The organism is Simplicispira sedimenti (genome assembly GCF_022760965.1).
GTDB classification, from domain to species: domain Bacteria; phylum Pseudomonadota; class Gammaproteobacteria; order Burkholderiales; family Burkholderiaceae_C; genus Simplicispira; species Simplicispira sedimenti.
In genome coordinates this window covers 63,819-76,427 of the sequence record NZ_JAKVIJ010000006.1, presented here as the reverse complement: position 1 = coordinate 76,427, position 12,609 = coordinate 63,819, and the positions used below count along the sequence as shown (strand labels likewise).

At 67.0% G+C, this 12,609-nt stretch carries 14 protein-coding genes; 8 read left to right on the top strand and 6 right to left on the bottom strand.

Annotated elements, in window-relative coordinates; all coding sequences use genetic code 11:
- Positions 1-3: 3 nt before the first annotated feature.
- Positions 4-483: a hypothetical protein gene (locus tag MJ602_RS08305; RefSeq protein ID WP_243020330.1), complete on the bottom strand. Its 480-nt coding sequence runs from the start codon at positions 481-483 to the stop codon at positions 4-6.
- A gap of 214 nt (positions 484-697) precedes the next feature.
- On the opposite strand from MJ602_RS08305, the gene MJ602_RS08300 reads away from it, so the two are divergent.
- Both MJ602_RS08300 and MJ602_RS08295 read left to right on the top strand, forming a co-directional pair.
- Positions 698-1,549: a hypothetical protein gene (locus tag MJ602_RS08300; RefSeq protein ID WP_243020329.1), complete on the top strand. Its 852-nt coding sequence runs from the start codon at positions 698-700 to the stop codon at positions 1,547-1,549.
- A 59-nt stretch (positions 1,550-1,608) separates the two neighbouring features.
- Positions 1,609-3,540, top strand: coding sequence for an MFS transporter (locus MJ602_RS08295; RefSeq protein ID WP_243020328.1), 1,932 nt, complete (start codon positions 1,609-1,611; stop codon positions 3,538-3,540).
- 5 nt (positions 3,541-3,545) lie between these two features.
- On the opposite strand, the gene MJ602_RS08290 is transcribed toward MJ602_RS08295, so the two are convergent.
- A complete protein-coding gene (locus tag MJ602_RS08290) occupies positions 3,546-4,718 on the bottom strand; it encodes a saccharopine dehydrogenase family protein (RefSeq protein WP_243020327.1) in 1,173 nt (390 codons plus the stop codon).
- Positions 4,719-4,975: 257 nt separating this feature from the next.
- On the opposite strand from MJ602_RS08290, the gene MJ602_RS08285 reads away from it, so the two are divergent.
- The 5 genes from MJ602_RS08285 (at position 4,976) to MJ602_RS08265 (ending at position 8,371) form a co-directional block, all read left to right on the top strand.
- Positions 4,976-5,452: a YiaA/YiaB family inner membrane protein gene (locus MJ602_RS08285; protein ID WP_162015085.1), complete on the top strand. Its 477-nt coding sequence runs from the start codon at positions 4,976-4,978 to the stop codon at positions 5,450-5,452.
- 25 nt (positions 5,453-5,477) lie between these two features.
- Positions 5,478-5,939: a hypothetical protein gene (locus tag MJ602_RS08280; RefSeq protein WP_243020326.1), complete on the top strand. Its 462-nt coding sequence runs from the start codon at positions 5,478-5,480 to the stop codon at positions 5,937-5,939.
- Positions 5,940-5,950: 11 nt separating this feature from the next.
- On the top strand, positions 5,951-6,766 hold the full coding sequence (locus MJ602_RS08275; protein WP_243020325.1) for a DUF2145 domain-containing protein: 816 nt from the start codon (positions 5,951-5,953) through the stop codon (positions 6,764-6,766).
- Between the two features lie 77 nt (positions 6,767-6,843).
- Positions 6,844-7,902, top strand: coding sequence for a zinc ribbon domain-containing protein (locus tag MJ602_RS08270; RefSeq protein ID WP_243020324.1), 1,059 nt, complete (start codon positions 6,844-6,846; stop codon positions 7,900-7,902).
- Between the two features lie 76 nt (positions 7,903-7,978).
- A complete protein-coding gene (locus MJ602_RS08265; protein WP_162015089.1) occupies positions 7,979-8,371 on the top strand; it encodes a DUF3597 domain-containing protein in 393 nt (130 codons plus the stop codon).
- Between the two features lie 54 nt (positions 8,372-8,425).
- Here MJ602_RS08265 and MJ602_RS08260 read toward each other — a convergent pair whose 3' ends face one another.
- From MJ602_RS08260 to tgt, 3 genes are read right to left on the bottom strand one after another with little or no spacing between them, the layout of a single operon-like run.
- On the bottom strand, positions 8,426-9,115 hold the full coding sequence (locus MJ602_RS08260; protein WP_243020440.1) for a glutathione S-transferase family protein: 690 nt from the start codon (positions 9,113-9,115) through the stop codon (positions 8,426-8,428).
- A gap of 25 nt (positions 9,116-9,140) precedes the next feature.
- Positions 9,141-10,307: an ATP-binding protein gene (locus tag MJ602_RS08255; protein ID WP_243020323.1), complete on the bottom strand. Its 1,167-nt coding sequence runs from the start codon at positions 10,305-10,307 to the stop codon at positions 9,141-9,143.
- 56 nt (positions 10,308-10,363) lie between these two features.
- Positions 10,364-11,536, bottom strand: coding sequence for a tRNA guanosine(34) transglycosylase Tgt (gene tgt / locus MJ602_RS08250; RefSeq protein ID WP_162015092.1), 1,173 nt, complete (start codon positions 11,534-11,536; stop codon positions 10,364-10,366).
- 89 nt (positions 11,537-11,625) lie between these two features.
- On the opposite strand from tgt, the gene MJ602_RS08245 reads away from it, so the two are divergent.
- Positions 11,626-12,108: a universal stress protein gene (locus MJ602_RS08245; protein WP_162015093.1), complete on the top strand. Its 483-nt coding sequence runs from the start codon at positions 11,626-11,628 to the stop codon at positions 12,106-12,108.
- A gap of 25 nt (positions 12,109-12,133) precedes the next feature.
- Here MJ602_RS08245 and MJ602_RS08240 read toward each other — a convergent pair whose 3' ends face one another.
- The gene (locus MJ602_RS08240; protein WP_162015094.1) at positions 12,134-12,520 is read right to left on the bottom strand and encodes a hypothetical protein; all 387 of its coding nucleotides are present in this window, start codon (positions 12,518-12,520) and stop codon (positions 12,134-12,136) included.
- Positions 12,521-12,609: the final 89 nt, after the last annotated feature.

Here is a 12,609-nt window from a genome sequence, read left to right as displayed (position 1 = left end):
CTTTCATTCGCACACGGCCTGGCACTGGGCCGGATCGCTGGCGCACGAGGCCGGCACGGTGCAGGCCTTGCGCGTGCGGTGCGTGAGCTGCACCTCCGGGCCGTAGTGGCAGACCACGGCGGTGATGGAGCCTTTCTTGGTCACGCGCATCGCCGTCAGGCTTGATTTCGCGATGACCGGGGCGGGGGCCTCGCACGACAGGTAGCCGTCGAAGGCGCCATCGGCAGATTCCCACAGCGCGGTGTTCTTCATGCGGCGAAATACTTCGTAGTCGGCGCACGGGCCGGTCTGGCCCTGGTAGGCCTTGCTGTCGTCGCCGCAGAAGCCGTGGAAGCTGGCGAGCAACTGTCCCTCGGTGGGGCAGGCGTTGACCTGGCGCATTTGTTCCTGTGTCGGGCAGGAGAGGGTTTGCGCTTGGGAGGCGAAGGCGGCCAGCAGCAAAGCCAGCGGGCCGAGGCGGCGGAGATTTCGGAAGGTGTGCATGGGGAGACTGTACGGATTTCCGGGGCCGCGTTGCCTTGACCCATATCAAGCGACGCCCAGCGGTGCGCGGGTTCGGGTCGCGGACGTCGCAGCATCGGTATCAAAAATGGATACCGATGGTGGGTCTGGTGGCGTCTGTGGCAACTTTTGGGCCGTGCGGCTGGCTTCGACCAGGAGACTGCGCCCATCGCAACCACTTGACCAGGAGGGCCCCATGCGCACCCCCACCGTTCTTCCCGCCGCACACCGGCGCCGTCTGTCCCCCGCCGAAGTCGGCCTGCTGTGCGCCGGGCTGGTGTTTCTGGCTCTGGCCCTGTGGGGGCCGGTGCTGCATGCCAGCCCGCACCAGCATGCCTTTGCCGATCAGCGCACGCTGTGGGGCATCCCTTGCGCGCTGGATGTGCTGAGCAACCTGCCGTTTGCCTTGGCGGGTGCCTGGGGGCTGGTGCTCCTGGGCCGTGTGCGGTCGGGGGTGCTGGATGGCGCCACGCGTGCCACGGCCCGCTTGTTCTGCATGGGTCTGGTGCTGACGGCGGCAGGTTCGTCGTGGTACCACTGGCAGCCCGACGATGCCGGGCTGTTGTGGGACCGCCTGGGCATGACGGTGGCGTTTGCCGGCATGCTGGGGCTGGCTGCAGCCCAGCGGGTGAGCGCCCGTGCTGGGGGCACCACCGCGCTGGTGGTGCTGGCCGCCGGGCCGCTGGCCGTGCTGTGGTGGGCCCATACCGGCAACCTGCTGCCCTGGGCCGTGGTGCAACTGGGCGGCATGCTGCTGGTGCTGGCCCTGGCCTGCCTGCCGCAGCGTGCGGGCGCATGGGTGGTGCCCCTGGGGGCAGTGATCGCCTGGTACGGCGCGGCCAAGCTGCTGGAGCTGTCCGACCACGCCGTGTACGAAGCCACAGGCCAGTGGGTGGCAGGCCACAGCCTCAAGCACCTGGCGGCTGCCGGGGCGGCCTGGCCGGTGCTGCGCGCGTTGCATTCGGTTACGGCCAGGGGTCATGCTCCGGCCATGGTCGGCGGGCACAATGGCGCCCCATGCCCGCGTGTCGCCTGCAGCCTGCACTGACAGCGCCCCGCCCGCCACAACAAGAAGCCAAGAAGAAGCCCAGAAGCACGGAGAGACGCATGAGCACACCCGCACCCCAAGCCCATGGCAGCGGCCATGAGGATCCGAACCAGTTCGCCCTGCTGCGCCAGCGGCGCTTCGCGCCCTTTTTCTGGACGCAGTTCTCCGGCGCCGCGAACGACAACCTGTTCAAGTTCGCCTTCACGGTCATGGTGACCTACCAGATCAACGTGGCCTGGCTGCAGCCCGCCATGGCCGGGCTGGTGATCGGCGCGCTGTTCATCCTGCCCTTCCTGCTGTTCTCGGCCACCAGCGGGCAGCTGGCCGACAAGTACGACAAGAAGGTGCTGATCCGCTTCGTCAAGCGCCTGGAGATGGCCATCATGGCGCTGGCCGCCTGGGGCTTTTTCTCGCACAACGTGCCGGTGCTGCTGGGCTGCACCTTCCTCATGGGGCTGCATTCCACGCTGTTCGGGCCGGTCAAGTTCGCCTACCTGCCGCAGGTGCTCAACGAGCGCGAGCTGACCGGCGGCAACGGCATGGTGGAGATGGGCACCTTCGTGGCCATCCTGCTGGGCAACGTGGCGGGCGGGCTGATCATCGCCGTGCCCGAGATCGGCGCGCACCATGTGGGCTTTGCCTGCGTGGGCGCAGCCATCGTGGGGCGGGTGCTGGCCGAGTTCATTCCCTCGCTGCCCGCCACCGATCCGGGGCTCAAGGTCAACTGGAACCCGGTGAGCGAGACCTGGCGCAACCTCAAGCTGGCGCACCAGAACATCGTGGTGTTCCGCTCACTGCTGGGCATCAGCTGGATGTGGTTCTTCGGCGCCGTGTTCCTGAGCCAGTTCCCCAGCCTCGCCAAGGAGGTGCTGCACGGTAACGAGCAGGTGGCTTCGCTGCTGCTGGTGGTGTTCTCGGTGGGCATCGGCATCGGCTCGCTCTTGTGCGAGGTGCTCTCGCGCCGGCATGTCGAGATCGGCCTAGTGCCGCTGGGCGCGATCGGCATGAGCGTGTTCTCCATCGACCTGTATTTCGCCTCGCGCAGTCTGCCGCCCGCCGAGATCATGGGCCTGGCGGCTTTTCTGGAGCATGGCGCGCACTGGCGCGTGATGCTGGACCTGGCGCTGCTGTCGCTGTTCGCGGGCCTGTACAGCGTGCCCATGTACGCACTGATCCAGATGCGCGCCCAGCCCACGCACCGCGCGCGCATCATCGCGGCCAACAACATCCTCAATGCGCTGTTCATGATCGCCAGCTCGCTGATCGCCGGCGCGCTGCTGGGCGCGGGCTTCACCGTGCCGCAGATCTTCCTGTTCACCGGCCTGGCCAACGCCGTGGTGGCGTTCTACATCTTCCTGCTCGTGCCCGAGTACCTGCTGCGCTTCGTGGCCTGGGTGCTCTCGCGCTTTGTGTACCGTTTCAAGGTGCAGGGCGATGAGTACCTGCCCGCGCAAGGCTCCGCCGTGCTGGCCTGCAACCATGTGAGCTTTGTCGATGCCGTGCTGCTCATGGCCGCCAGCCCGCGCCCCATCTACTTTGTGATGGACCACCGCATCTTCCGCATCCCGGTGCTGGGCTGGCTGTTCAAGCTGGCCAAGGCCATCCCGGTGGCGCCCTACAAGGAAGACCCGCAAACCTACGAGGCCGCCTTCGAGCGTGCCGCCCAGGTGCTGCGCGAGGGCGACCTGCTGGCCATCTTCCCCGAGGGCGGCATCACCCGCGACGGGCAGTTGCAGCCCTTCAAGGGCGGCATCGTCAAGATCCTGGAACGTGCCCGTGCCGACGGCCTGGACGTGCCCGTGATCCCCATGGCGCTGACCAACCTGTGGGGCTCGTACTTCAGCCGCATCGAGCAGGGCGGCGCCATGGTGCGCCCGTTCCGGCGCGGCCTGTTCAACCGCGTGGGGCTGAACGTGGGCGCGCCCGTGCCGCCCGCACAGGCGCAGCCCGAGGCCCTGCAGGCGCGCGTGGCCGGTCTGCTGCAGGCGTGAGGCGTTTATTCGACGCTGAACGTCAGCCCAGCATTCGCCTGCAGCCGATCGATCAGCGCCTGGCCCAGCGCCGGGGCGGTGGTCCAGATGCCGCCGGGCGTGCCGCGGTTCTCCAGCAGGCACACGGCGGCCTCGGCGATCATCTTGGAGGTCGAGCCGTAGCCGGGGTCGCGGTCGCCCGTCACGGCCACACGCAGGCGGTGGCCCTGGGCATCTTCGCCGAGGAACAGCACGTCGTAGTGCCCGGCTTCGCGTTCTTCACGCGAGGGTCCTTCGCCAGGTTTGGGGCCGCTGTCCGAACCCAGCGATTTGTCGGCCGCCACGGCGTTGGCAAAAGCCTCGCCCTTGGCGCCTGGGCCGGTGACCAGCATCTCGTCGTACACAAAGTCCGCGCCATAGGCATGGCCCAGCAGGAAGTTGGAGCGGTGCACGTTGCGCGTGTTGATGGCCGCCATGACGAACGGTGCCACCCAGATGTCCGCGCCCAGCGCCTCGTCCACCATGGGCTTGCTGCCCGAGGGCTGGCGCGGGCCGGTGAAGCCGGGTGTGAGCGCGAACGGGTCGCGCAGCAGGTCGAGCACGCCGGGCTCGCTGGCGGCAGCGGCCAGCGTGGCCTTGAGGCTCGCGGCCGTGCCGCCCGAGAAGGTGCCCTTCATCTTGCGCACCCGGCCGCGCACGCGGTGGGCGGGCTGGCCGAAACGCGCCTTCATTTCGGTTTGCAGCAGGAACACGCCCAGGTCGAACGGGATCGAGTCGAAGCCGCACGAGAACACGATGCGCGCGCCGCTGGCCTTCGCCTGGGCCTCGTGCGCGTCGATCATGCGGCGCATCCAGGCGGGTTCGCCGCACAGGTCCACGTAGTCCACGCCGGCCTTGGCGCAGGCGGCCACGAGTTCGTTGCCGTAGAGCTGGTAGGGGCCCACGGTGGTCAGCACCAGGCGGGTGCAGCCCATCAGCGCCTGCAGGCTGGCGGGGTTGCCGGTGTCGGTCACCACGAGCGGCGTGTCGGCCGGGGCGCCGAGTTCGTCCCGTACGGCGGCGAGCTTTTCGGCGCTGCGCCCGCCCATGGCCCAGCGCAGGCTGCTGCCGGCGGGGTAGCGCTGCAGCAGGTATTCGACGACGAGGCGGCCGGTGAAGCCTGTGGCGCCGTGGACGACGAGGTCAAAGGGTTTGGTCATGGCATGTCTCTTTCTCGGTTGTTTGCGCGCAGGGGGCGCAAGCGGCGATTGTGAAAGAGGCGTGTCGTGCACGGGTGTCGCGTACGCGCCGGCCGCTGCCGACACAGGGTTTTTGTGCGGCATACGGGCTCAAAGTATCGAAAAACGATACTTTGAGGGTTGAGTGGGAGCGCTTTGTCATCCAGGCACGGACAGCGCAGCGCCGCACCGGCACCATGCGGCCCATGTTCAACCACGGCCCCAGTGCCCAGACCGCCATGTCCTCTGCTCCCATCGTCGTCCAGCGTGATACCCGTGCCTGGCAGCTTCAGGTCTGGGTTTCCTTCGGCATTGCCGTGTTCCTCTGCGCCGTCGGTCTGGCCTGGCTGCCGGGCGAGCCACTGGAGCAGGTGTTCATGGTGATGGGCTATGTCTTCTGCCTCTCCACCGTGTTCGCGCTGGCCAAGTTCGTGCGCGACAACGCTGGCAGTCGGCGCGATGCGGGAGATACCCCGCTGTGGAAGCTGGTCGTCTGGGGTGGCTTTGCCGTCGCCATGGGCCTGACCGGCTGGGGCCTTCTGGGCATGGACATCAACGTGACCTACAAAGCCTTCCTCGGTGTGAGCTGGTTGTACCTGGTGACCACCGCCTTCACGCTGGCCAAGATGCTGCGCGACCGCCACGAGGCCGACCTGCTCGAAGCGCGTCTGCAGGGCCGCCGCGAGGCCACCCGCGCCGCCGCCAGTGCCGAATGATGTGTACAAACCCAAGGAGTGATCCATGACTGCATTGCTGAACATAACCCTGGCCCGCCTGCTGCTGGCGGCGGGCCTGGCCTGCGCCCTGGTGTCGGCGCCCGCGCGTGCCCAGAGCGAGGCCTCGGCCGCACTCTCGCTGCTGCCCGTGGCCTCGGTGGTGGGCACGGCCTCGGTGGGTGCAGCGGCGTCCGGCGCGGTGGTCGCCTTGCCTGCCGCGCTGTCGGTGGCCGGGGCGGTGCTCACCGTGAAGTCCATCGAGGCCTCGGCCGTGGGCACGGTATATGTGCTGGAGCGGGCCTCCGACGGTGCGCGCGTCAGCGTCGAGGTGGCGGGGCGCGGCGTGGCGGCCTCCGCTTACGGTGTGGGCACGGTAGTGACTTGCAGCGTGATCGGCACCGGCGTGGTGCTGTCGGTGGCGGGCGAGGTGCTGGCCTTCGTGCCCAATGCCCTGGGCCGCGCCCTGCTGCACAACGAACGCCTCTGAGGAGCACCACCATGGCACGTAGCACCGTTCCCCTCACCGCGCTCGCCCTGGCGGCGCTGCTGCTGGCCGCCGCGCCGGCCCACGCCGGCCGCTCCTGCGAGGCGCGCAAGCCCACGCCCCAGCTCATCGAGCGCGGCATGCAACTGGCGCAGCAGACGGCTGCCGCGCTCGACGCCGAGCATGCGCGCAGCGGCGCCCGTGTGGTGGTGCTGGGCCGCGCCGGGCAGGACCTGGGCAAGTATGGCCTGCGCTACTCGCACCTGGGCTGGGCCTACCGCACCGACGCCGGCCCCTGGCACGTGGTGCACAAGCTCAACGAATGCGGCAGCGCCGTGGGCCACCTGTACCGTCAGGGCCTGGGCGAGTTCTTCCTCGACGACCTGTGGCGCTACGAGGCCGTCTGGGCCGTGCCCACGCCCGAGGTGCAGCAGCGCCTGCTGCCGGTGCTGGAGGATGGCGCGCGCGCTCGCGCGCTGCAGCACGCGCCCTACAGCATGGTCAGCTACGCCTGGGGGCGCAAATACCAGCAGTCCAACCAGTGGGCGCTGGAGACCCTGGCCCTGGCCATGGAGCCCGACAGCGTGCGCACGCGCGACCAGGCCCAGGCCTGGCTGCAGTTCAAGGGCTACCAACCCAGCGTGCTGAAGATCGGCGCGCTCACGCGGCTGGGCGGGCGCATGGGCTCGGCGAACATCGCGTTTGACGACCACCCGGGCGAGCAGCGCTTCGCCGACCGCATCGAAACCGTCACCGTCGATTCGGTGCTGGCCTGGCTGCCGCGGGCGCAACTGGCATCCAAGCCCGTGGTGTTTTCCGTGAAATATTGAATCAAATCGGGCGCTAACGCTTGACGGTAAAGCGCTATCAGCTATCAAATTGGTAGTGCATCAACGAGAGGGGAATCATGAGCAAAGCATTGCGACTGTCTGAAAAATGGTTCCGTCGCGGCCTGTGGCTGGTGGCGGTGGTGTTTGCGGGTTTCCTGATCGGCCTGGGCGGCACCATCGTGGGCGACCTGCCCAAGGTAGAGACGCCGCTGCAGGTGGATGACTTTCTGGACCGTGCCGAGGCCGAGAAGCTGCGCGCGCAAATCCGGGACCAGCGCCAGGCCGAGCAGGATGCGCAGACCGCGCTGGAGCAAGCGCAACTGCAGCGCAGCAAGGCGCGCAGCGAAAGCCAGGCGGCGCGCGAGACCTTCAACAACTGGCTGGCCGCGCGCAGCGTGACGCAGCGGGTGGAGCACGACCCGGAGGTAATGGCGCGCACCAAGGTGCTGGATGGGCTGAAGCAGACCGAACAGCGCACGCAGCAGGCGGTCGAGGTGCAGCAGCAGGCCTTGCTCGATGCCCGCCAGGCCGCCACGGCCGCGCAGCGGCAGCTCAGCCGCATGGAATCCAGCGCTTATGAGAAGCTGGGTGTGGAGCGCCGCAAGGTGGAGCTGCGCGTCTTTCTGTACCGCCTGGCGCTCACGCTGCCGCTGCTGGTGGTGGCAGGCTGGCTGTTCGTGAAGAAGCGCAAGGGCACCTACTGGCCCTTTGTCTGGGGCTTCATCTTTTTCGCGCTGTTCGCCTTCTTCGTCGAACTGGTGCCCTACCTGCCCAGCTATGGCGGCTATGTGCGCTATGTGGTGGGCATAGCCATCACGGTGCTGGTGGGGCGCTACGCCATCCTGGCGCTCAACCGCTACCTGGAGCGCCAGAAGCAGGCCGAATCCATGCCCGACCAGGAGCGCCGCAAGGAGCTGGGCTACGACGTGGCCCTGGCGCGCCTGGCCAAGAATGTGTGCCCAGGTTGCGAGCGGCTGGTGGACCTGAAAAACGACAAGATCGACTTCTGCCCGCACTGCGGCATTGGTCTGTTCGATCGCTGCGGCCATTGCAGCACGCGCAAGAGTGCCTTTGCCCGTTTCTGCCATGCCTGCGGCACGGGGGCCCAGTCGGGCAGGCCTGCCACAGAGGTGTGATAGAACCCCACCGGGCACCCTGCAGGCCTGCAGCGTGTCCGGTTCTGTTCCACCCTGCTACAGGAGGTAATACCCCATGGGTTTTTTCGCCAAGATTTTTTCCAAGATTTTCCCCTCGGCCAAGGCCGAAGAAATAGTGGCGGCGCCGCCTGCTGCAGCGTCTGGTGCTGCCCCTGCGGCATCCCCCGTGCCCGCAGGTCCGGCTTCCATCCCGCTGGGGGAAGTGGCCCCCATTCTGGACGCCATGCCCGGAGCCAAGGGGCTGAACTGGCGTACCTCCATCGTGGACCTGCTCAAGTTGCTGGGGCTGGACAGCAGCCTGTCGGCTCGCAAGGAACTGGCGGCTGAGTTGGGCTACTCTGGCAACGATGAGCCTGGTTCTGCTGCCTGGAACATCTGGCTGCACAAGCAAGTGATGAGCCGCATTGCCGCCCACGGCGGCACGCTGCCCCCCGAGCTGCTGGACTGACAACCCGCTCCGCACGGCGACCCCGGCGCAGAGGCTTTCTTCCCGCCGGGCTGTTCAGCCCCGCATCACCACCGGCCCGCCCTTGGCCAGCGCGCGCTGGTAGGCCGGGCGCTGCTGCATGCGCTCGCGGTAGGCCAGCAGGTGGGGGTGGTGCGATGCAGCGTCGGTGCGCGAGAGAGCGGCCTCCACGGCAAAGCTCATCTGGAAGTCCGCCATGCTCAGATGCTCGCCCGCAAACCAGGCGTGCTGCGCGAGGTGGCCCTCCATGAAGTCCAGGGCGGTGCTCAGGTTGGGGTCGGTGAGTTTCTTCTGCACCTGATCGCACAGCGTGCGTGCAATGGGCCGCACAAAAAAGGGCATGGGCTGCGTGGGGATGGTAAGGAACACCAGCTTCATCACCAGCCAGTTCATCAGCGAGCCTTCGGCATAGTGCATCCAGAAGCGGCACTGGCGGTGCTCGGGCGTGCCGGGCTTGGGCACCAGGTGAGCCAGATCGGCCGGAGCGCCGCAGGCAAAGCGTTCCGCCAGGTATTCGATGATGGCGCCCGATTCTGCGATCACGTCGTCTCCGTCGGTGATGACCGGCGACTTGCCCAGAGGGTGTACGGCCTTGAGTGAGGCGGGCGCCAGCTTGGTGCGCGGGTCGCGCCGGTACAGCCGCAGGTCATAGGGCACGCCCAGTTCTTCCAGCAGCCACAGGACGCGCTGCGAGCGCGAGGTTTCGAGGTGGTGTACGGTCAGCATGCGTGCCATGGTAGCGGGATTATGGCTAGGCCCTCATGGCAAGTTCGTGGCACAACGTGGCCAGCGGCATAGCCTGCACGCCATGGCCCAGGGGGAAGGGTTCGTCGCCGGGGTAGATGACTAGTTTGCGCGTGGGTTGCAGGTCTTCGCAGGCGCTGTGGAAACCGCGTTCGACCTTGGGCGCGAGGCTGCGCTTGACTTCGATGGCCCAGCATTCGCCGCTGGGCCAGTTCAAGAGCAAATCGACCTCAGCGCCGCCGCTGGTGCGGTAGAAGTGGGCGCTGGCGCTGGTTCCTGCGGCGGCGATGAGATTCTCCAGCACAAAGCCCTCCCAGCTCGCGCCCACGGCGGGGTGGCCCAGCAGCGCCTCTTCGTCGGGCAGGCCCAGCAGTGCGTGCAGCAAGCCGCTGTCACGCACATAGAGTTTGGGCGATTTGGTCAGGCGTTTGCCCAGGTTGGCGTGCCAGGGTTCCAGTCGCCGCACCAAAAACATTTCGACCAGCAGATCCAGGTAGCGGTTGACGGTGCGCATGTCCAGGGCGAGGCTGCGTGCCAGCACCGAGGCGTTGACCAATGCCCCTTGCTGATGGGCCAACATGCCCCACAGGCGGCGCAATGCCTCGGAGCCTACGCGCCCGCCAAACAGTGGGATGTCGCGCTCCACATAGGTGCGAATGAAATCTTGCCGCCAGCGCAGGCTGGCGGCAGGGGTGCGGGCGAGATAGCTTTCAGGGAATCCGCCCCGTACCCACAGGCGCGTGTGCTCGGCCTCTGGCAGTTCCTGGACGTTGAAAGGAGTCAGCTCGCGGTAGGCGATACGCCCCGCCAGGCTCTCGCCGGCTTGCTGCAGCAGATCGAGTGAGGCGGAACCCAGCAGCAGGTACAGGCCACTGCGTCGGCCGCTGCGCCGTGCCCGGTCAATCAGTCCGCGTAGCACTGGGAACAGGCCAGGAACGCGGTGCACTTCATCCAATACGACCAGCCTGTCCAGACGCTCTGCCAAGTAGAGCTCCGGCGATGCGAGTTTGGCGCGATCCAGCTCTGATTCCAGATCAAGGTACACGTTGTCGGACTGCTGGGCCAGTTCGTGCGCAACGGTGGTTTTGCCCGCCTGGCGGGGCCCCAGAAGGGCTACAGCAGGGGTGCTGGCCAGGTCTTCGCGCAGACTGGCCATGATTTTTCGCTCAAACATTCTTGCATTTTATGCATGTACATGTCGAAAATGCAAGGATAAGCGTGACCGCAAAATTAAACTCCCCGCGCCCGATCTGCCTTGAACTGCGCCCGAAATTCGCCAAAGCGCCCGGCGTCGAGCGCCTCGCGCACTTCGCGCATCAGGTTCAGGTAGTAGTGCAGGTTGTGCACGGTGGTGAGCATGGGGCCCAGCATCTCGCCGCAGCGGTCCAGGTGGTGCAGGTAGGCGCGCGAGAAGCCGCCGCGCCCGCCAGCGTCCCAGGCTACGGCGTCCTTGCCCGCGCAGGCGTGGCAGGTGCAGCTGGTATCGAGCGGCTGGTGGTCGGCCTTGTGGCGCGCGTTGCGGATCTTCAGGTCGCCGTAGCGCGTGAAGATGGTGCCGTTGCGCGCGTTGCGGGTAGGCATCACGCAGTCGAACATGTCCACGCCCTGGGCCACGCCTTCCACCAGGTCTTCGGGCGTGCCCACGCCCATCAGGTAGCGTGGCTTGTGGGCGGGCAGGCGGTGCGGGGTGTGCGCCATGATGTCCAGCATCTCGTCCTTGGGCTCGCCCACGCTGACGCCGCCCACGGCGTAGCCGGGGAAGTCCATGGCCACCAGGGCTTCGAGCGATTCCTGGCGCAGGTTCTTGTACATACCGCCCTGAACGATGCCGAACAGTGCGTTCGGATTGCCCAGGCGCTGGAACTCGTCCTTGGAGCGCTGGGCCCAGCGCAGGCTCATTTCCATGGACTTGCGCGCTTCGTGCTCGGTGGTCTTGTGGCCGTTGGTTTCGTAGGGCGTGCACTCGTCGAGCTGCATCACGATGTCGGAGTTGAGCACCGTCTGGATCTGCATGCTCACCTCGGGCGACATGAAGAGCTTGTCGCCGTTGACGGGCGAGGAAAAGTGCACGCCCTCCTCGGTGATCTTGCGCATGGGCCCCAGGCTCCAGACCTGGAAACCGCCCGAGTCGGTGAGGATGGGCTTGTGCCACTGCTCGAAGGCGTGCAGGCCGCCAAAGCTCTGCATCACGTCCAGCCCAGGGCGCATCCACAGGTGGAAGGTGTTGCCCAGAATGATTTGCGCGCCCATGTCGTGCAGGCTCTGGGGCATGACACCCTTGACCGTGCCGTAGGTGCCCACGGGCATGAAGATGGGCGTTTGCACCACGCCATGGTTGAGCGTGAGGCGGCCGCGACGGGCGTGGCTGCCCGTGTCGGTGGTGAGGAGTTCAAACTGCAGCATGGGCGCGATTGTCCCAGATGGACGCGGTCGTGCGGTGCGCACGTCCGGGGCCGCTACACTGGATCAAAGACATCACCAAAGGAATTGCCATGCCCCGAATCCTTATCGCCGTTGACGGCTCGGAACTCGCTCTCGATGCCGTGCACCACGCGGTGCAGTTGACCCGCGACGGCCTGCAGGCCGACTTCGTGCTGGCCAATGTGCAGGAGCCGGCCTCGCTGTACGAGCTGGTGGTTTCGCGCGACCCCGACCTGATCGCCGCCGCCAGCATCGAGGCCGGCGAGCACCTGATGGCCTCGGCCCGCGCCCTGCTCGACGAGGCCGGCCTGGACTACGTGACCGAAGTGGGCGTGGGCGACCCGGCGCACACGCTGGTGGACATCGCCGAGAGCACGGGCTGCGACATGGTGGTGATCGGTGCGCGCGGTCAGGGGGCGCTGAGCAGCGCGCTGCTGGGTTCGGTATCGCAGGAACTGGTGCATGCCAGCCCGGTGCCAGTGACCGTCGTCAAGCACGCTGAGGTGCTGGAGGAAGGCGAAGAGGGCGAAGAAGACGCTGAGCCATCCACCTGATGGGTGAGAGGCGCTGGCCGCGGTTTCAAGCGGCTTTGCGGAAAGGCTCGCGCGGCGCCTGCAGCTTGCCGTGGGGCAGGGTGGACAGGCGCGAAAACATGCGGCGCACATAGCCACGCACCCACAGGCACTTGTTCAGCTCATCCACGGGCAGCGGGCCGGAGACGACCACGATGTCGTTGGCCACTTCCTGCGCGCCCGCAGCGCGCAGGCGACGGCGCATGTTGCTGGCCCAGGACTGGATGCGCGTGGGGCTGCCGTGCTGGTGCACCTGGCCCGTGTGCATGTCGAACGCGATGGCCACGGTGTCGGTCTTGAGCTTGAAGCGCCGCTCGCCGGTGATGGCGCTGGGGGCCTCACGCATGTCGTACAGGTAGTAGCTGCCTGCCTTGAGCTGGTATTGCAAGTCCATGGGTCGTCATCTCCGATGGCTGAATTGTCCGGTCTGTGGCCACCCGCAATGCGTTGGAATAAAGGCGGTAATGTGCCGCTTATCGCCGA

What these genes read in the sequence shown, in the direction of transcription:
- tgt (WP_162015092.1), bottom strand. Translation starts at nt 11,536, where the DNA reads ATGCTGCAGTTTGAACTCCTCACCACCGACACGGGCAGCCACGCCCGT.
- MJ602_RS08260 (WP_243020440.1), bottom strand. Translation starts at nt 9,115, where the DNA reads ATGCTGACCGTACACCACCTCGAAACCTCGCGCTCGCAGCGCGTCCTG.
- MJ602_RS08300 (WP_243020329.1), top strand. Translation starts at nt 698, where the DNA reads ATGCGCACCCCCACCGTTCTTCCCGCCGCACACCGGCGCCGTCTGTCC.
- MJ602_RS08290 (WP_243020327.1), bottom strand. Translation starts at nt 4,718, where the DNA reads ATGACCAAACCCTTTGACCTCGTCGTCCACGGCGCCACAGGCTTCACC.
- MJ602_RS08280 (WP_243020326.1), top strand. Translation starts at nt 5,478, where the DNA reads ATGACTGCATTGCTGAACATAACCCTGGCCCGCCTGCTGCTGGCGGCG.
- MJ602_RS08240 (WP_162015094.1), bottom strand. Translation starts at nt 12,520, where the DNA reads ATGGACTTGCAATACCAGCTCAAGGCAGGCAGCTACTACCTGTACGAC.
- MJ602_RS08305 (WP_243020330.1), bottom strand. Translation starts at nt 483, where the DNA reads ATGCACACCTTCCGAAATCTCCGCCGCCTCGGCCCGCTGGCTTTGCTG.
- MJ602_RS08265 (WP_162015089.1), top strand. Translation starts at nt 7,979, where the DNA reads ATGGGTTTTTTCGCCAAGATTTTTTCCAAGATTTTCCCCTCGGCCAAG.
- MJ602_RS08285 (WP_162015085.1), top strand. Translation starts at nt 4,976, where the DNA reads ATGTCCTCTGCTCCCATCGTCGTCCAGCGTGATACCCGTGCCTGGCAG.
- MJ602_RS08270 (WP_243020324.1), top strand. Translation starts at nt 6,844, where the DNA reads ATGAGCAAAGCATTGCGACTGTCTGAAAAATGGTTCCGTCGCGGCCTG.
- MJ602_RS08295 (WP_243020328.1), top strand. Translation starts at nt 1,609, where the DNA reads ATGAGCACACCCGCACCCCAAGCCCATGGCAGCGGCCATGAGGATCCG.
- MJ602_RS08255 (WP_243020323.1), bottom strand. Translation starts at nt 10,307, where the DNA reads ATGTTTGAGCGAAAAATCATGGCCAGTCTGCGCGAAGACCTGGCCAGC.
- MJ602_RS08245 (WP_162015093.1), top strand. Translation starts at nt 11,626, where the DNA reads ATGCCCCGAATCCTTATCGCCGTTGACGGCTCGGAACTCGCTCTCGAT.
- MJ602_RS08275 (WP_243020325.1), top strand. Translation starts at nt 5,951, where the DNA reads ATGGCACGTAGCACCGTTCCCCTCACCGCGCTCGCCCTGGCGGCGCTG.